At 57.8% G+C, this 17,245-nt stretch carries 13 protein-coding genes, 1 other RNA gene and 2 pseudogenes; 13 read left to right on the forward strand and 3 right to left on the reverse strand.

Annotated elements, in window-relative coordinates; all coding sequences use genetic code 11:
* Positions 1-81: 81 nt before the first annotated feature.
* Positions 82-849, reverse strand: a complete 768-nt coding sequence (locus tag ACZZ0K_RS20160) for an FCD domain-containing protein (RefSeq protein ID WP_016771775.1) — start codon at positions 847-849, stop codon at positions 82-84.
* 263 nt (positions 850-1,112) lie between these two features.
* Between ACZZ0K_RS20160 and ACZZ0K_RS20165 the strand changes: the two genes are divergently transcribed.
* The 8 genes and pseudogenes from ACZZ0K_RS20165 to ACZZ0K_RS20200 all read left to right on the forward strand — a co-directional run bounded on the left by ACZZ0K_RS20165 (position 1,113) and on the right by ACZZ0K_RS20200 (position 11,042).
* Positions 1,113-2,807, forward strand: a complete 1,695-nt coding sequence (locus ACZZ0K_RS20165) for a lactate permease LctP family transporter (RefSeq protein WP_016771776.1) — start codon at positions 1,113-1,115, stop codon at positions 2,805-2,807.
* Between the two features lie 149 nt (positions 2,808-2,956).
* Positions 2,957-3,781: a (Fe-S)-binding protein gene (locus tag ACZZ0K_RS20170; RefSeq protein ID WP_463559276.1), complete on the forward strand. Its 825-nt coding sequence runs from the start codon at positions 2,957-2,959 to the stop codon at positions 3,779-3,781.
* Positions 3,778-5,220, forward strand: a pseudogene (locus ACZZ0K_RS20175) (LutB/LldF family L-lactate oxidation iron-sulfur protein); the annotation flags it as partial. The gene ACZZ0K_RS20170 and the pseudogene ACZZ0K_RS20175, both read left to right, overlap by 4 nt.
* Positions 5,221-5,230: 10 nt before the next feature.
* Positions 5,231-5,902 (forward strand): LutC/YkgG family protein, encoded by a 672-nt coding sequence (locus ACZZ0K_RS20180; protein WP_258707582.1) that lies wholly within the window; start codon positions 5,231-5,233, stop codon positions 5,900-5,902.
* A complete protein-coding gene (locus ACZZ0K_RS20185) occupies positions 5,899-8,709 on the forward strand; it encodes an FAD-binding and (Fe-S)-binding domain-containing protein (RefSeq protein WP_258707581.1) in 2,811 nt (936 codons plus the stop codon). Before ACZZ0K_RS20180 ends, ACZZ0K_RS20185 begins: the two co-directional genes overlap by 4 nt.
* Before the next feature lie 128 nt (positions 8,710-8,837).
* A complete protein-coding gene (locus tag ACZZ0K_RS20190) occupies positions 8,838-9,116 on the forward strand; it encodes a hypothetical protein (RefSeq protein ID WP_150743395.1) in 279 nt (92 codons plus the stop codon).
* Between the two features lie 98 nt (positions 9,117-9,214).
* Positions 9,215-9,602, forward strand: a transfer-messenger RNA (tmRNA) gene (ssrA, locus tag ACZZ0K_RS20195).
* 184 nt (positions 9,603-9,786) lie between these two features.
* Positions 9,787-11,042, forward strand: a pseudogene (locus ACZZ0K_RS20200) (integrase domain-containing protein).
* A gap of 384 nt (positions 11,043-11,426) precedes the next feature.
* On the opposite strand, the gene ACZZ0K_RS20205 reads toward ACZZ0K_RS20200, so the two are convergent.
* Positions 11,427-12,569: a serine/threonine-protein kinase gene (locus ACZZ0K_RS20205; RefSeq protein ID WP_463559277.1), complete on the reverse strand. Its 1,143-nt coding sequence runs from the start codon at positions 12,567-12,569 to the stop codon at positions 11,427-11,429.
* Entirely contained in the window at positions 12,451-13,002 is a 552-nt protein-coding gene (locus ACZZ0K_RS20210) for a hypothetical protein (RefSeq protein WP_463559278.1), read from the reverse strand. Before ACZZ0K_RS20210 ends, ACZZ0K_RS20205 begins: the two co-directional genes overlap by 119 nt.
* Positions 13,003-13,195: 193 nt before the next feature.
* Between ACZZ0K_RS20210 and ACZZ0K_RS20215 the strand changes: the two genes are divergently transcribed.
* From ACZZ0K_RS20215 to radC, 5 genes are all read left to right on the forward strand, one after another.
* Positions 13,196-13,525, forward strand: coding sequence for a hypothetical protein (locus tag ACZZ0K_RS20215; RefSeq protein ID WP_463559279.1), 330 nt, complete (start codon positions 13,196-13,198; stop codon positions 13,523-13,525).
* Between the two features lie 92 nt (positions 13,526-13,617).
* Positions 13,618-14,586: a DUF932 domain-containing protein gene (locus ACZZ0K_RS20220; RefSeq protein WP_463559280.1), complete on the forward strand. Its 969-nt coding sequence runs from the start codon at positions 13,618-13,620 to the stop codon at positions 14,584-14,586.
* Between the two features lie 68 nt (positions 14,587-14,654).
* Positions 14,655-15,659, forward strand: coding sequence for a YqaJ viral recombinase family nuclease (locus ACZZ0K_RS20225; protein ID WP_463559281.1), 1,005 nt, complete (start codon positions 14,655-14,657; stop codon positions 15,657-15,659).
* A 91-nt stretch (positions 15,660-15,750) separates the two neighbouring features.
* Positions 15,751-16,683: a recombination directionality factor gene (locus tag ACZZ0K_RS20230; protein ID WP_463559282.1), complete on the forward strand. Its 933-nt coding sequence runs from the start codon at positions 15,751-15,753 to the stop codon at positions 16,681-16,683.
* 2 nt (positions 16,684-16,685) lie between these two features.
* Positions 16,686-17,183 carry a RadC family protein gene (radC, locus tag ACZZ0K_RS20235; protein WP_460089843.1) on the forward strand — a complete coding sequence of 166 codons (498 nt, stop codon included), beginning with the start codon at positions 16,686-16,688 and terminating at the stop codon, positions 17,181-17,183.
* Positions 17,184-17,245 lie beyond the last annotated feature (62 nt).

Below are 17,245 nucleotides of genomic sequence, written 5' to 3' on the forward strand. Positions count from 1 at the left end.
CTCCCACCTTGGAATGCATTTCAAAGGTGGGAGCGAGCCTGCTCGCGAAAGCTATTTCAGCATCAACACAAACACACCTGATCACATCCCCTTGCGCCGCTCCGCCCGAGCCATGCGCTGCACCTCTTGACGCACCTCTTCCAGCACCTCCTGCACATACAAAATATGTCGGCTGGACACTTCCCGCGCCTGCTCCGCACGCCCTTCGATAATCGCCAGATACAATTCCCGATGCTGCGAGATCAGCATGTCGCGGGTTTCCGTGCGCTGTTTGTACATGCCGCCGATGTTGGTCACGACATTGCGCTTGAGCAGATCGAACAGTCCGCGAATGGTATGCAGCAACACCGCGTTGTGGCTGGCCTCGGCAATCGCCAGATGAAACTTCGCATCCGCCGCGCCCTCTTCCGCCCGGCTGACTTCTTCGTGACGCGAGTAGCAATCCTGCAGCTCTTCGAAGGCAGCAGTCAGGCGTTCACGATCGACATCGGTGGCGCGCAATGCGGCGTAGTAGGCGCACGATGCCTCCAGGGTGTGCCGGAATTCGAGCAAATCACGTTGCGCTTCGGGATTGCTTTCAAGCAATTGCAACAGCGGATCGCTGAACGTCGAACCCAGGCCTTCCACCACATAATTGCCGCCGCCCTGGCGACTGACCAGCAAGCCTTTGGCCGCCAGCTTCTGAATTGCCTCGCGCAACGACGGGCGTGATACGCCAAATTGTTCGGCCAGCGTGCGCTCGGCCGGCAGACGTTCGCCCGACTTCAGCGTGCCCTCGAGGATCATCCCCTCAAGGCGCTCGACAATATCGTCAGACAAACGGCGCTGACGTATCTGATCAAAGCCCATAACTCATTTCTCCACGATCCCGACCGCTCGCCGGGGTGTCTATTCTGGCCTATCCGCACGCCGCCGACACCTGCCAGACACCACTTCGCCAAAGCGGATCAGTTGCTGTGTGCACCGCATCTTCGACGAAAGTTTCAGAGCGGCAAATTGACACACCGACATCAAGGCTTTTACCCTAGCCGACAGCGCTTGTAAATTGGTCTTACCAATTATCCAAGATTGCTCACAGTGCCTGACCAACAACAATTAGGGGCCACCCCACCATGCAAACCTGGCAACAGCTCTACAGTCCGCTCGGCAGTCTTGGCGTCTCCGCTCTCGCGGCCGTCATTCCCATCGTGTTCTTCTTTCTCGCCCTGGCGGTGTTCCGTCTCAAAGGCCATGTGGCCGGCAGCATCACCCTCGCGCTTTCGATTGCCGTGGCGATTTTCGCCTTCCAGATGCCAGTGGACATGGCCTTCGCCGCCGCTGGTTATGGTTTCGCTTATGGTCTGTGGCCGATTGCCTGGATCATTGTCGCGGCAGTGTTCCTCTACAAGCTGACGGTGAAGAGCGGTCAGTTCGAGGTCATCCGCAGCTCGGTCCTGTCGATCACCGATGACCAGCGCTTGCAGGTGTTGCTGATCGGTTTCTGCTTCGGCGCATTTCTGGAAGGTGCCGCCGGATTCGGCGCGCCGGTCGCGATTACTGCCGCACTCCTTGTAGGACTGGGCTTCAACCCGCTGTACGCCGCCGGCCTGTGTCTGATCGCCAACACCGCTCCGGTGGCGTTCGGCGCGCTGGGGATTCCGATCATCGTTGCAGGCCAGGTCACTGGCATCGACGCCTTCAAGATCGGCGCGATGACCGGTCGCCAGCTGCCACTGCTGTCGCTGTTCGTGCCGTTCTGGCTGGTGTTCATGATGGACGGCCTGCGCGGTGTGCGCGAAACCTGGCCGGCCGCGCTGGTGGCAGGTCTGAGTTTCGCCATCACCCAATACTTCACCTCCAACTTCATCGGCCCGGAACTGCCGGACATCACCTCGGCACTGGCCAGCCTGATTTCCCTGACCCTGTTCCTCAAGGTCTGGCAACCACGTCGCGCCGCCGGCCAGCACATCGTTGGCGCCGTATCCGCTTCGGTGGTCAGCGCCAGCGTCGGCGGTTTCGGCCAGAAGCGCACCACCGTGGCTTCGCCCTACAGCCTCGGGGAAATTTTCAAGGCGTGGTCGCCGTTCCTGATCCTCACTGTGCTGGTGACGATCTGGACGCTGAAGCCTTTCAAAGCGATGTTCGCCGCCGGCGGTTCGATGTACAGCTGGGTGTTCAACTTCGCGATTCCGCACCTTGATCAACTGGTGATCAAGACTGCGCCAATCGTGGCCAACCCGACCGCCATTCCAGCGGTGTTCAAACTCGACCCGATTTCCGCCACCGGAACGGCGATTTTCTTCTCCGCGCTGATTTCGATGCTGGTACTGAAGATCAATTTCAAAACTGGTCTTACCACTTTGAAAGAGACCTTCTACGAACTGCGCTGGCCAATCCTGTCGATCGGCATGGTGCTGGCATTCGCCTTCGTCACCAACTACTCCGGCATGTCCTCGACCATGGCCCTGGTGCTGGCGGGTACTGGTGCGGCGTTCCCGTTCTTCTCGCCATTCCTCGGTTGGCTGGGCGTGTTCCTCACCGGTTCGGATACGTCGTCGAACGCGCTGTTCAGTTCGTTGCAAGCGACCACCGCCCACCAGATCGGCGTCAACGACACCTTGCTGGTGGCGGCCAATACCAGCGGCGGCGTGACCGGCAAAATGATCTCGCCGCAATCGATCGCCGTGGCCTGCGCCGCGACCGGTCTCGTCGGCAAGGAATCGGATCTGTTCCGCTTCACCCTCAAGCACAGCCTATTCTTTGCAACGATTGTCGGTTTGATCACCTTGGCTCAGGCCTACTGGTTCACCGGCATGCTGGTGCACTAAGACTACAAGAAGCATGGAAATAACCGACGCCGGCCCGTGATCCGGCGTCAGCAATTCACCACCGGGTCTGTAAGGCTGCTGAAAGCAATGCGCTTTATATTCGGCAGCCGCAGCAGACGGATAACCGGGCCTACCCGGAGACACGCCTGATGAGCGAGCTTTTTTACAACGCTGTGCCGAACGCGACCCGCGTGGCACCGCCACTGCCCGAACCTCGGCAATACCCCAGCGAGAAACCGTCGCGGGTCTACCTGTTCGGCACGTGTGTGGTCGACCTGTTCTACCCCGAAGCCGGGATGGACGCGATCCATCTGCTGGAGCGCGAAGGGATCCGGGTCGAGTATCCGCAGGGGCAGAGTTGCTGCGGCCAACCGGCCTACACCTCGGGTTACACCGAGCAGGCGCGGGCGGTAGCGCGCTCACAACTGGCGCTGTTTGCCGGGGATTATCCGGTGGTAGTGCCCTCGGGTTCCTGCGCCGGCATGCTGCGCGAGCATTACGCCGACTTGTTCAAGGACGAGCCGGAAACGTTGAAACAGGTGCAGGCCCTTGCGGCTCGCACTTATGAGCTGGCCGAGTTTCTGCTGTTCGTCTGCAAGGTGCAGCTCAAGGACAGCGGCGAACCGTTGAAAGTCGCGCTGCACACCTCGTGTTCTGCACGCCGCGAAATGAACACCCACCTGCACGGCCGCGAGTTGTTGGCGCAGTTGAGCAATGTGGAGCGGGTCAATCACGACCACGAAAGCGAATGCTGTGGCTTCGGTGGGACATTCAGCGTCCGTATGTCAGACATTTCCGGCGCGATGGTGGCTGACAAGACCCGTGCGTTGAAAGAATCCGGCGCCCACAAGGTACTGAGTGCCGACTGCGGCTGTTTGATGAACATCAACGGCGCGCTGGAGAAACAGCAGGAAGCGTTACGCGGGCAACATCTGGCGAGCTTCCTCTGGCAGCGAACCGGAGGTGCACAATGAGCACCTCAACGATTATTCCTACGGTCGCCGTAGAAGAAGATTTCCGCACCCGGGCACACAATGCCTTGGGTGATCAGCAGCTGCGGAACAACTTCCGCACTGCCATGGATTCACTGATGACCAAGCGGGCAGCGGCTTTCAGCGATGCCCACGAAAGAGAACACTTGCGCGCACTGGGCAATTCGATCAAGGCCCGCGCGCTGTCCAAGTTGCCCGACCTGCTCGAGCAACTGGAACAGAACCTGACCCGCAACGGTGTGACAGTGCACTGGGCGGAAACGGTGGACGAAGCCAATGGCATCGTCTTATCGATCATCCGCGCTCACGAGGCGCGGCAAGTGATCAAGGGCAAATCGATGGTCAGCGAAGAGATGGAGATGAACCATTTCCTCGAGGCTCGGGACATTGAATGTCTGGAGTCCGACATGGGGGAGTACATCGTCCAGCTCGACCACGAGAAGCCTTCACACATCATTATGCCGGCGATCCACAAGAATGCCGGTCAGGTCGCGTCCTTGTTCCACGACAAACTTGGCGTGGAATACACCAAGGACGTTGACCAACTCATTCAGATCGGTCGCAGGGTCCTGCGGCAGAAATTCTTCGAAGCCGACATCGGCGTCTCCGGCGTCAACTTCGCCGTGGCCGAAACCGGCACCCTGCTGCTGGTGGAAAACGAAGGCAACGGGCGCATGACCACCACCGTTCCCCCGGTGCATATCGCCGTTACCGGCATCGAAAAAGTCGTGGAAAACCTGCGCGACGTGGTGCCGCTGCTGTCACTGCTGACGCGTTCGGCGCTGGGCATTCCGATCACCACTTACGTCAACATGATCTCCGGCCCGCGCAAGGAACATGAACTCGACGGCCCGCAGGAAGTGCATCTGGTGTTGCTCGACAACGGTCGCAGCCAGGCCTTTGCCGACAGCGAATTGCGCCAGACCCTGAATTGCATCCGCTGCGGCGCCTGCATGAATCATTGCCCGGTTTACACCCGCGTCGGCGGCCACACCTATGGCGAGGTCTACCCGGGGCCGATCGGCAAAATCATCACCCCGCACATGGTCGGCCTGGCCAAGGTCCCGGACCACCCGAGCGCGTCATCATTGTGCGGCGCCTGCGGCGAAGTCTGCCCGGTGAAGATTCCCATCCCGGCGATCCTGCGCCGTCTGCGCGAGGAAAACGTCAAAGCCCCGGACACGCCGAATCAGGTGATGCGCGGTCAGGGCAGCAAGTATTCGCGCAAGGAGCGGTTTATCTGGAACGCCTGGGCCAGACTCAACAGCTCGCCGACGCTGTACCGCTTGTTCGCTTTTTTCGCCACGCGCCTGCGCGCCCTTACGCCGAGCAACGTCGGCCCATGGACGCAAAATCACAGCGCACCAAAACCGGCCGCGCGTTCGTTGCATGACATGGCCCGCGAGCATCTGGGCAAACAGGAGAGCGTCGATGAGCGCCAAGCAAAATATCCTCGGCAAGCTGCGGAAAAGTCTGACCGGCACCACGCCAATTGCCGACAACTTCGACGTCGATCTCGTCACCCAGCCCTACACCTACAGCGCCGAGCAACGCATCCCGCAACTGCGCAAACTGATGGAAGCGGTGCACACCGAAATCCACCTGACCTCGGGCGCCGAGTGGCCGGCATTACTGGCGCAACTGCTGCGCGACCGCCAGTTGCCGAGCCTGCTGATCGCACCGACCACACCGCACGGGCAACGCATCACACAGCACTGGGTGAATAATCCCGACCTGCCTGCACTGAAATCCTACGACCGGCCAATGGAAGCGTGGAAAGCCGAGCTGTTCAACGACACCCCGGCCAGCCTTACCGGCACCCTCGGTGCCATCGCCGCGACCGGCAGCCTGATCATCTGGCCAACCCGTGAAGAACCGCGCTTGATGAGCCTGGTGCCACCGGTGCATTTCGCCCTGCTCAAGGCCAGCGAAATCCGCGACAACTTCTATCAGGTGCAACAGGAATTCGAATGGGCACAAGGCATGCCGACCAATGCGCTGCTGGTCTCCGGCCCGTCGAAAACCGCCGATATTGAACAGGTGCTGGCGTATGGCGCGCATGGCCCGAAAGATCTGGTCGTGCTGATTCTGGAGGATCAATGAGTCTTCCTGCTGCGTTCCTGCGTGATGCCGAGCGACTGATTCCAGCAGACCGGCGCTTCGACGATCCGCTGTCGACCCTGGCCTTTGGCACCGACGCCAGTTTCTATCGACTGATCCCAAAACTGGTGATCCGCGTCGAGTCTGAAGACGAAGTGGTGGCGCTGCTGCAACTGGCCCAGCGCGACAAGGTGCCGGTGACCTTCCGCGCTGCCGGCACCAGCCTGTCCGGGCAGGCGATCAGCGATTCCGTGCTGATCGTGCTTGGGGATAACTGGAACGCCCGCGAGATTCGCGGCCAGGGCGCGCAAATCCGCCTGCAACCGGGAGTGATCGGCGCGCAGGCCAACGCCTGGTTGGCACCGTTCGGACGCAAGATCGGCCCGGATCCGGCGTCGATCAATGCCTGCAAGATCGGCGGCATCGTCGCTAACAACGCCAGCGGCATGTGCTGCGGCACTGCGCAGAATACCTATCACACATTGGCCGGAATTCGGCTGGTGCTGGCCGACGGCACGCGCCTCGACAGCGAAGACCCTGCCAGCGTCGCGGCATTTCGCTCCAGCCACGGCGACCTGCTCGAACGCTTGGCGACATTAGGCCGCGAGACCCGCGCCAACACCGAACTGGCCGCAAGAATTCGCCACAAATACCGTCTGAAAAATACCACCGGCCTGTCGCTCAACGCCCTGGTGGATTTCGACGAGCCTGTGGATATCCTGAGCCACCTGCTGGTCGGCTCCGAGGGCACCCTCGGCTTTATCAGTGCGGTGACTTACGACACCGTCATCGATCACCCGAACAAGGCCTCGGCGCTGATCGTGTTCCCTGATGTCGAAACCTGCTGCAACGCGGTGACCGTGCTGAAAAGCCAACCGGTATCCGCCGTGGAACTGCTCGACCGACGCAGTCTGCGCTCGGTGCAGGACAAAAAAGGCATGCCCGCTTTCGTACAGCTTCTGTCGGAAAATGCCTGCGCGCTGCTCATCGAATCCCGCGCCGCTTCGTCGACATTGCTGCGGGAGCAACTGGCGCAAATCATGGCGTCCCTGCGCGATTTCCCCGTCGAGAAGCAGGTCGACTTCACTGAAGACCCGGTGGAAAACGCCCGCCTCTGGGCCATCCGCAAAGACACCTTCCCCGCCGTCGGCGCCGTGCGCAAAACCGGCACCACAGTGATCATCGAAGACGTGACCTTCCCGGTCGAACAACTGGCCATCGGCGTCAATCGCCTGATCGAGCTGTTCGACAAACATGCCTACGACGAAGCGATCCTTTTCGGACACGCACTGGAAGGCAATCTGCACTTCGTCTTCACCCAAGGCTTCAACAGCCCGGAAGAAATCGCACGCTACCAAGCGTTCATGGACGACGTCGCGCAACTGGTCGCCGTGGAATTCGGCGGCTCGCTGAAGGCCGAACACGGCACCGGCCGCAACATGGCGCCGTTCGTGGAACTGGAATGGGGCAGCGACGCCTATCAACTGATGTGGCAGCTCAAACGCCTGCTCGACCCCAACGGCATTCTCAATCCGGACGTGGTGCTCAGCGAAGATCCGCAGATCCACCTCAAGCACCTGAAACCGCTGCCGGCGGCGGACGAAATTGTGGACAAGTGCATCGAGTGCGGTTTCTGCGAACCGGTCTGCCCATCGAAAGGCCTGACCCTGAGCCCGCGCCAGCGCATCGTGATCTGGCGCGATATCCAGGCGAAAAAACGCGCCGGCGTCGACACCACCGAACTGGAAAAAGCCTTCGACTATCAAGGCATCGACACCTGCGCCGCCACCGGCCTGTGCGCGCAACGCTGCCCTGTAGGCATCAACACCGGCGAGCTGGTGAAAAAGCTCCGTGGCCGACACGCCACGCATCATAAAACCGCTGACTGGATCGAAGGAAATTTCGCCAAAACCCTGCAAGGCGCACGCTTCACCCTGCATGTCGCCAACGGCGCGCGGATGATGCTCGGCGCACCGCGTCTGGCGAAGTTGTCGGCGACGCTGACGCGCTTGTCCAAAGGCCAAGTGCCGTTGTGGACCAACGCCATGCCCCAACCGGAAAAAGCCATTCGCTTCAGCCCGAGCGTGGCCGACGAGCGCCCGCGCGTGGTTTATCTGGCGGCGTGCGTCTCGCGGGTCATGGGCCCGGCGGCGGGCGACAAAGAACAGATGTCGCTGTACGACAAAACCCGTGGCCTGCTGGAAAAGGCCGGTTACCAGGTAGTCTTTCCCGACAATCAGGACAACCTCTGCTGCGGTCAGCCGTTCGCCTCCAAAGGCTACGCCGAACAGGCCGAACACAAACGTCAGGAGCTGATCAGCGCACTGCTCCACGCCAGTCGCGGCGGCCTCGACCCGATCTATTGCGACACCAGCCCATGTACGTTGCGGCTGGTCCAAGACATCGGCGAAACACGACTGGATCTGTACGATCCGGTGCGCTTCATCCGTACGCATCTGCTGGATCGTCTGGACTTCACACCCCAGGAAGCACCGATTGCCGTGCACGTGACCTGCAGCACTCAGCACTTGGGCGAAAGCCAGGCGCTGATCGATCTGGCGCGCAAATGCAGCAACACCGTGGTGATTCCCGAAGGCATACATTGCTGCGGATTTGCCGGCGACAAAGGCTTCACCACACCAGAGCTGAACAGCCATTCGCTGCGTACGCTCAAGGACGCCGTGCAGCACTGCAGCGAGGGCATTTCCACCAGCCGCACCTGCGAAATCGGCCTGACCCAGCACGGTGGCATCGACTACCACGGGCTGGTTTATCTGGTGGATCGGGTGACACGCGCGAAGGCTGTCTGAAAAAAATAGAACTCTTGAGCGAGACGGCAATCCACAGAACAGGCCCCGACAAATCGGGGCTTTTCCTCCATTCGGTGGCTCGCCCAGCGGTCAGCGAAGCCTGGATCCCTCAGTTCAAGGAGATACACATGAAGCGTTCTGTACTGTTAGGTCTGTTCGTTACTGCCTCGATGATGGCGTCCACTTCGTTCGCCGCAGACAAACCTGCCGATCTGTGCGATGCCAACATCAAAGAGATCAACAATCTCAAAGCGCAGCTGGCATCGTCGCCGGAAAAAACCCAGATGGTTGAAACCAGTCTGAGCAAGGCCAATGCACTCAAGGCTCAAGGCAAAATTGATGACTGCGTGGCAGAAACCTCGCAAACCAAACTGGAGCTGCAAAAAGCCAGCGGCACCAACAACTGATGAATGCTGATGGGCCAACCTGCGGGTTGGCCTCGTCGGCAGATTGACGTACACTGTGCACGCTTGTTGCCCGATCAGATTCACCGGGCAATGAGTTCGGGGCCGTTTAGGATTCGACGCCGGTTGCGAAACTCTAGGTGCATGCCGACTTGGTAACAGAAGTCGTAAATCCACTGTTGCAACTACTTATAGTTGCCAATGACGACCAATACGGTGTTGCTCTCGCTGCTTAATTGCAGCTGACAATACTCCTGGTACCTTCGGGTCCAGCAATCATCAGGGGATGTCTGTAAACCCGAAATGATTGTCATATAGAACAGAATCGCCGTGCAGTACGTTGTGGACGAAGCGGCTAAAACTTACACAACTCGCCCAAAGCACCCTGCCCGTCGGGTCGCTGAGGGTTAACTTAATAGACACGGCTACGCATGTAGTACCGACAGCGGAGTACTGGCGGACGGGGGTTCAAATCCCCCGGCTCCACCACTTCATCATCTAAAGACGTCCACGGACGTCTTTTTTTGTGCCTGAAATCCAGTAAATACGGGGCTTTCAGCGCCATCAGGGTCCGTCAGCGTCCATAGACATCCATGCAAACGTGTATTCCAAGTGGTATTCCAAGCTCTCAGCTGGTAATTTTTGGAATACATAAACAGCATTGGAATACACCATGTGCGCTCAAGCCACGCGCCTTTCAGACATGAAAGTCAAAGCCGCCAAGCCTAAGGAAAAGGACTACACACTCACGGATGGCAACGGCCTTCAGATGCGAGTGAGAATCAATGGCTCGAGACTATGGAATTTCAACTACATTCATCCTGTGACCAAAAAACGGATCAACATGGGACTAGGTACCTTTCCCGAAGTAAGCTTGGCTCAAGCACGCAAGCGAACCGTTGAGGCGAGGGAGCTCGTCGCTCAGGGGCTGGACCCGAAAGAGCAGCGCGATGCGGAGCGGCAAGCGAAAAAGCAGCCACAGAACACACTTTCGAAAACGTGGCGACGACGTGGTTCGAGCTCAAAAAGGATTCAGTCACCCCAGCTTATGCCGAAGATATTTGGCGCTCGCTTACGCTGCACATTTTCCCAGACCTCGGCACCACACCGATCTCAGCCGTCACCGCCCCGAAGGTAATCAATTTACTCAGACCCCTTGAAACCAAAGGCAGCCTCGAAACCGTTAAACGGCTGACACAGCGACTCAACGAGGTCATGACCTATGGGGTCAATTCGGGACTGATTCATGCAAACCCGCTCAGCGGGATTCGTTCCGTCTTCAAAAAGCCCAAGAAGAAAAACATGGCGGCGCTCCCGCCCGATGAGCTGAAAGAGCTCATGGTGACAATCGCCAATGCCAGTATAAAAAGGACTACTCGCTGCCTAATCGAATGGCAGCTCAACACCATGACCCGACCAGCAGAGGCAGCTACCACCCGCTGGGCTGACATCGACATCGAGAAGAAGATCTGGACGATTCCAGCTGAGCGCATGAAGAAACGCCGCATACACATCGTGCCGTTAACAGGCCAGGCTCTAGCCCTGCTTGAAGCAATCAAGCCCTACAGCGGACATCGGGAGTACGTGTTCCCTGCAGACCGTAATCCTCGAACCCACTGCAACAGCCAGACCGCCAACATGGCGCTAAAGCGTATGGGCTTTGAAGGGCGCTTAGTCAGCCATGGGATGCGCTCAATGGCTAGCACCATCCTCAACGAGCACGGTTGGGATCCTGAGTTGATTGAGGTAGCGCTCGCCCACGTCGACAAGGACGAGGTTCGCAGCGCCTACAACCGCGCAGATTACATCGAACGCAGGCGCCCGATGATGGCTTGGTGGAGCGAGCACATTCAGGAAGCAGCGAGCGGGAACCTGTCGGTGTCAGCACTCAATCAGAATCATGACCGCAAAGTCGTTTCGATACGGTAACAATGGACAGCTTTCGACTCACAGCAGCCGGTAGAGGCTGCTATAAAACCAGGGGAGACATTAGGAGTCGAAAAGCTTGGTATCGAGCTACTGTCGCTCAGCTATGGAAAAACGCCGCCTTCTCTTCACAGGAAAGCGGCGTTTTTGTGGCCTCCAGGCTGGCTGGAGGCTTCAGACAGTCTGAAGCCAAGACTAAAGTGAGCGGCATCAGTCATCGACAGGGCGTTGATTACAAGTCGGACTTTATCCGGCGCTTGACGAAGTGACCATAGACCTCAAACTCAAATTCAATCTTCGGCTTTGACTCGGAATCCTTGGGTCGAGGGGGAGACGAAAGAGACTCTCGGGTTTTATAAGTTTTCCTGTCATTGCGTATAACACGCATCAGAATTTCCTCAGAAACCTCTTGATAGCAGCAGTGGTCAATCCACCACATGACTCTTTTACCTTAGACCATTTACCTGTAGTAGTCTTCTTTTGAGCGACGGACGTGCCAGCTCCGTCGACCTCCAGCAGGTATTCGTGGGTTGGCGTGACTTTATGCCAGCGACGGACACCATTGAGACTCTCATACACCCAATCGAGCGTGTTGTCGTCTATCTGGGCCAATTCGTTCGCGACATCCAGTGCTGACTGATATCTCTGGGCGCGGTCGACCTTTAGGCACTTTTCCACTATTGATTTCAGGCGCGACGGGATGTGCTCAAGAGACAATCGCCGTGGAAAAGCTTCAGCCAGAATCGCATTTCTGAACTCGTCAAAAGAGCCAAAAGCTGCAATCTGAGAATTGAAATCAGCTTCACCGATAATCAGTCTATAGATTGTCAGCCCCAGCTGATAAATATCATACTGGCTTGTGAACTCGGCGTCTGTGAAATACTCAGGTGCCATGTGTTTGGTGTACATCTGAGCAGGGGTCGCCGTGTAGTCTAACCCCATTGCTTTAGCGAGCCCAAAATCGGAAACTAAGGCCTCCAGCCTATCTGAAAGCAAGATATTGTCCGGCTTTATATCAAAATGGATTAAGCCCTTCGAGTGGATATTATGCAGACCAGAGCAAATCTGAATAGAGAACCTAACAACTTCCCTTACGGTAAGGGACTTGTTCTTTGCAAAGTCCTTCAAAGAACCATTTTTATAATAGGGCAGTGCTAGGTAAATGTTTTTTTCACACGCGCAGGCGTACTGAATTTGAACAACATGCGCATGTGCGGCTTTGTACAGAGATCTAGACTCCGCGAAGAACGCGTCGCTATCCTCAAATTTATCCCGAGCCATTTCTTTAATTACTAACTCGGCATCCAAATATTTATCATGCGCGATGTAAGCCTTGGAATTTTTACCATCCTGGCCAATCTCCTTCGTGTACTCGAACTCGACTTGCGCACGACTATAAATACCGTACATATCAAGCCCCCATTGCGCAGAGAGTTGCTTCGCGCTCAGTTTTAGACAAGTCACCCCAGCCTTCAAAGCCTTCGAAACTTGCATCCCCATCAACCAAAGGCTTGAACTGATTTCGTTCAATTCCAACTCTTGATGCAATACTTGAGATCTGGCCTATGTAGTAACTTCTTACATTACTACTCGCGAATGCTTCTTGGATAACACCCTCAATCTGAACACGCTCAATAGAAATACTCTGCGCCGCGGGTTCAAGAATTCGGATACCCGCCTCGGAAATCTCGTACTCCCGAAGCACATCGAGCAAATTGAGCCGAATATGTTTGAGCTGTTCAGGAACCCCAAGTGATTTAGGAATACATATGCTCCCAACATTCACTACTTCGTCTCGCTCGGAATCAAACACGCAATAAACGACTTCAGTAGGTGACGCTCGCACTCCGATCTTCACAATATTAATTCCCTTCAATTTTCTAGCGGATAATTTCCGTTTAACGCGATCCAACATGGGCACGGCGGACAGAGCCCCTTCGTATTTACCAGAAATTTTAGACACAGACCAGTTCACATAGTGCAAATTGCCAAAATCGATGAGTAATTCGCTCCCTGAATCGCCCTTAGTTTCTTAAGCACAATGATCGGCTGCTTTCGCTCGCCTCCGAGAGTAACGGTTCGATACAGCTATTCGATTCGAAAAAATCTCAGTCCTACATAACCACCTTGACTACACCACCAAGGAGGTTTGCCCCATGTCATTGCAGTGTCCTCGCTGTCATTCCCCCAAAGTCGCTTCTTTCCATCACGCCATGAAAGTCGGCGCGGCCATCGGCACCGTGGGTGGTGCTGCGCGCGGCGTCAGTGCTGCGCTGGCTGGAGGCCAAACGGGCGCGCTTATTGGCGCTATCGCCGGCCCTGTCGGTATCACCCTCGGTTCGGTATCGGGTGCCATCCTCGGCGGGTTGGCCGGTGGTGTCGGCGGCTGTGCTCTTGGCGCACAACTGGGTGAGTCGCTCGATCGCCACGTCCTGGCCCACAACCTCTGCTTGCTATGTGGCCACCGTTTCAATCTCCCGACCTAACCAAGTCAACTTCCCTTCTACTTATTACGACCGGACGCTGCTGCGCTGTGCGTGGCGCTTTATGCCGGCTTGCACCTAAAGGAATTACAACCATGGCTCATCTCGTCGAAACTATGGCCTATGCTGGCGAAACTCCCTGGCATGGCCTGGGCAATCAGCTCACTCAGAAGCAACCCGTCGAAGTTTGGCAACGCGAAGCCGGCATGAACTGGGAGATCCAGGAAAGCCCGGTTCATTTCAAATCAGAGACCGCCGGCCACCTGGGCGCGATCCATTCCTTCCCCGAGCAGAAAGTGCTATTCCGCTCGGACACCAAAGCACCGCTGTCGGTGGTTTCCAAGCGCTACCACACCGTGCAGCCGCGAGAGGTGCTGGAGTTCTACCGCGATCTCACCGAGATCTCCGGCTACGAGCTGGAGACTGCAGGAGTACTCAAGGGCGGTCGCAAGTTCTGGGCGCTGGCGCGTACTGGTCAAGGTGCTGCGCTCAAGGGTAACGATCAGGTCAACGGCTACCTGCTGCTGGCCACGTCCTGCGACGGCACCCTGTCTACCACGGCAACACCCACCACCGTGAGGGTGGTCTGCAACAACACATTGACCATCGCCTTGGACGGCACCAGCCGCGCGATCAAGGTGCCGCACAACACCCGCTTCGACCCGAAGGCAGTAAAGAAGCAGCTCGGCATCGCCGTCTCGCAATGGGACGGCTTTATGTACCGCATGCGTGCGCTGGCCGAACGCAAAGTGCAATGGCATGAGGCGCTGGGCTTCTTTATGAGCGTGCTGTGCGAGACTAATCCGACCGGCGCACTGCCGGAGGTACTTCCCAACGAACGCGCTCTGCGAAAGGTTCAGGAGTTGTACGAAAGTCGCGGCCGAGGCAGTCAGCTGGACTCGGCTCGCGGTACCGCCTGGGGCCTGCTCAACGCCGTAACCGAGTACGTCGACCACGAACGTCGCGCCCGTAGCAACGAGTACCGCATGGACTCGGCCTGGTTCGGCCAGGGCGCGCAGATAAAGCAACGCGCGCTGGATGCAGCGCTGCAGCTCGCCACCTAATCCTCATCCCCCTCGCGCCCGGTCAGCCTTGTGCTGGTCGGGCTTTTTTATGTCTGCAGGTAAATACCATGAAAACAACGTCATTGAACGGCAGCACCAGCAAAAAACGCCCTGCCCTGCGACTGATTAGCACCAAGGAGCTGCCGCGCGAGGATTGGCTGCAGATACGCAAGCAAGGCATCGGCAGTTCGGATGCTGCAGCTGCGGTTGCTCTGAACCCCTATAAATCGCAGCTGGAGTTGTGGCTGGAGAAAACCGGCCGAGATACCACGCTGCCGAAGGCCGATCCCCACGATGAGGAAAGTCCGATGTATTGGGGCAACATCCTGGAGCCCATAGTGGCCTGGCACTACAGCAAGCGAAGCAAGAACAAAGTACGCCGCATCAACGCGGTGCTGCAGCACCCGGATCCTGAACTGCCCTGGATGCTGGCCAACATCGACCGCGAGGTGATCAGTGCCCGCGATGTGCAGATCCTCGAATGCAAGACCACCGGCATAAATGGGGCACGCCTCTGGAAAGAGGGCGTGCCCGAGTATGTGCAGTTGCAGGTGATGCACCAGCTCGCCGTTACCGGCAAGCAGGCGGCAGATGTTGCGGTGCTGCTGGGCGGCCAGACGCTAGAGATTCATCGCATTGAGCGGGACGAGCAGATGATCGCTCGCCTGATCGAGCTGGAGCGCAAGTTCTGGCATTACGTGGAGACCGATACGCCACCACCGGCCGATGGCACGGCTTCCGCCGAAGCGGCCCTGCGCTGCCTCTATCCGGAGGACAACGGCCAGGTCGTCGACTTCAGTAGCCATGCCGGGCTGACTGCAGCCTTCGTCGAGCTCAAAGCCTTGCGCCAATCGATTGCTGACAAGGAAAAGCGCGAGGCCGAACTAAAGCAGATGCTGCAGCAGGCCATGGGCGATGCCAGCCGAGCAGAGTTTACCAACGGCTACGTCTCTTGGCGCAAGGCCAAGGACGGCATCGGTCTCGATGTCGCACAACTGCTCCAAGACAAGCCGTACCTGCAGGCCAAGTACCCGCTGCTGAAACCCGGTGCGCGGCGCTTCATGGTCGGCTGATTTCAACCTCTCCCAACCATTCCCTCCCCTTGGCCTGTCCATGCAGTTCGCAGTGCGTGGCTGGCCTTTTTTCATTTTCAGGAGAACTACGATGCTCAAAGGTCTGGCTATCACGCCCCCAGTGCTTGGACGCATCTCCATCGGTAAGGTCGTCGAGAAGAACGCCAAACGCCTGCCGGAGAAGGATGACCAGTTCACCATCACCTCCCAGGTACAAGGCAAGGACGGCTGGTTGCTGCACCCGCTCAATTATGAGTTGCGGCAGGGCAAGGAAGACAAGCTGCGCAGCATCCCGGTACGCCTGCTGTTCAACGAACCGGAGCTGAACTTTCGCGCCGACTACACCTTGTTCGACCGGCAATCCGGGCGACCCATTTGTGTTGGCAATGGCGAAACCTGCAAGCGCGTCACCCAGGACGGCATGCAGTCGCTGCCCTGTCCCTCTCCGGATGCTTGTCCCCTGGCCAAAGGCGGTACCTGCAAGCCCTACGGCCGACTGAACGTGGTCATTGGCGATGAAGATCCGCTGGGCAGTTTTGTGTTCCGTACCACCGGATTCAACAGCATCCGCACCCTGGCAGCACGCCTGCAGTATTTCCAAGCCATCTCAGGAAACCGCCTGGCCTGTCTGCCGTTAGAGTTGCGTTTGCGCGGAAAATCGACACGGCAGAGCCATGGCACGCCGATCTTCTACGTAGACCTGACGGTACGCGGCAGTATGGACATGACGGAGGCGCTGCAAGCCGCCAATGAGCTGGATTCACAGCGGCAAGCAGCAGGCTTCGATCAGGCCGCATTGGATGAAGCAGCACAGCGCGGCTTCGGCAATGGCGCGTTCGAGGACAGCGAGGAAGACGTCGGCGTCATCGTCGAGGAGTTCTATTCCGTCGAGAATGGCAGCGAGCCACCATCCCCCAAACACACACCGCAGCCGTCGGGCAAACCCAGTCTGGCGGAAAAGCTGGAAGCCAATGCCAACACCAATCCCTTAACGCCTAACAGCGGCCCCCAGCCCTGGAGCTGAACATGCGCTTGCACAAACTCAAGGCCGGTGAAAGCACCGGCACCTACCTGATCGAATCACCGGTCACCGAAACCGACATCCTGCTGATGGCCCACCAACTAGCAAGCCAGCGCCTAAGTCGCGGTCGCCGACTCACCGAGCCCAAACAGGTTTTCAGCCACCTGCAAACATTACTTGCCGGCTACGAGCATGAAGTGTTCGCTTTACTGCTGCTGGATAGCCGACACCGAGTGATCGCCCTCCGCGAACTATTCCGAGGCACTGTGGATGATGCCATCGTCTACCCCAGAGAGGTCGTCAAGGTCGCCCTGGCAGACAATGCCGCTGCTGTCATACTGGTGCACAACCACCCTTCTGGTGATCCCGAACCGAGTCAGGCCGACCATATACTGACCGGCAAATTAAGGGATGCCCTGAATATGGTTGGCATCTGCACACTTGACCATATCGTGGTAGGCCGCGAGGGCTGTGTATCGCTGGCTGAGCGGGGTCAGCTATGAAGCAGTCGATCAATGAGGTGTTCCGGCTACTGACCGTAGTCATCATGTTCACCAGCATTTTC

The sequence above is a fragment of the Pseudomonas sp. AC255 genome, assembly GCF_979258175.1.

Coding starts and splice junctions, on each gene's coding strand:
- ACZZ0K_RS20160 (WP_016771775.1), bottom strand. CDS start 849: ATGGGCTTTGATCAGATACGTCAGCGCCGTTTGTCTGACGATATTGTC.
- ACZZ0K_RS20165 (WP_016771776.1), top strand. CDS start 1,113: ATGCAAACCTGGCAACAGCTCTACAGTCCGCTCGGCAGTCTTGGCGTC.
- ACZZ0K_RS20170 (WP_463559276.1), top strand. CDS start 2,957: ATGAGCGAGCTTTTTTACAACGCTGTGCCGAACGCGACCCGCGTGGCA.
- ACZZ0K_RS20180 (WP_258707582.1), top strand. CDS start 5,231: ATGAGCGCCAAGCAAAATATCCTCGGCAAGCTGCGGAAAAGTCTGACC.
- ACZZ0K_RS20185 (WP_258707581.1), top strand. CDS start 5,899: ATGAGTCTTCCTGCTGCGTTCCTGCGTGATGCCGAGCGACTGATTCCA.
- ACZZ0K_RS20190 (WP_150743395.1), top strand. CDS start 8,838: ATGAAGCGTTCTGTACTGTTAGGTCTGTTCGTTACTGCCTCGATGATG.
- ACZZ0K_RS20215 (WP_463559279.1), top strand. CDS start 13,196: ATGTCATTGCAGTGTCCTCGCTGTCATTCCCCCAAAGTCGCTTCTTTC.
- ACZZ0K_RS20220 (WP_463559280.1), top strand. CDS start 13,618: ATGGCTCATCTCGTCGAAACTATGGCCTATGCTGGCGAAACTCCCTGG.
- ACZZ0K_RS20225 (WP_463559281.1), top strand. CDS start 14,655: ATGAAAACAACGTCATTGAACGGCAGCACCAGCAAAAAACGCCCTGCC.
- ACZZ0K_RS20230 (WP_463559282.1), top strand. CDS start 15,751: ATGCTCAAAGGTCTGGCTATCACGCCCCCAGTGCTTGGACGCATCTCC.
- radC (WP_460089843.1), top strand. CDS start 16,686: ATGCGCTTGCACAAACTCAAGGCCGGTGAAAGCACCGGCACCTACCTG.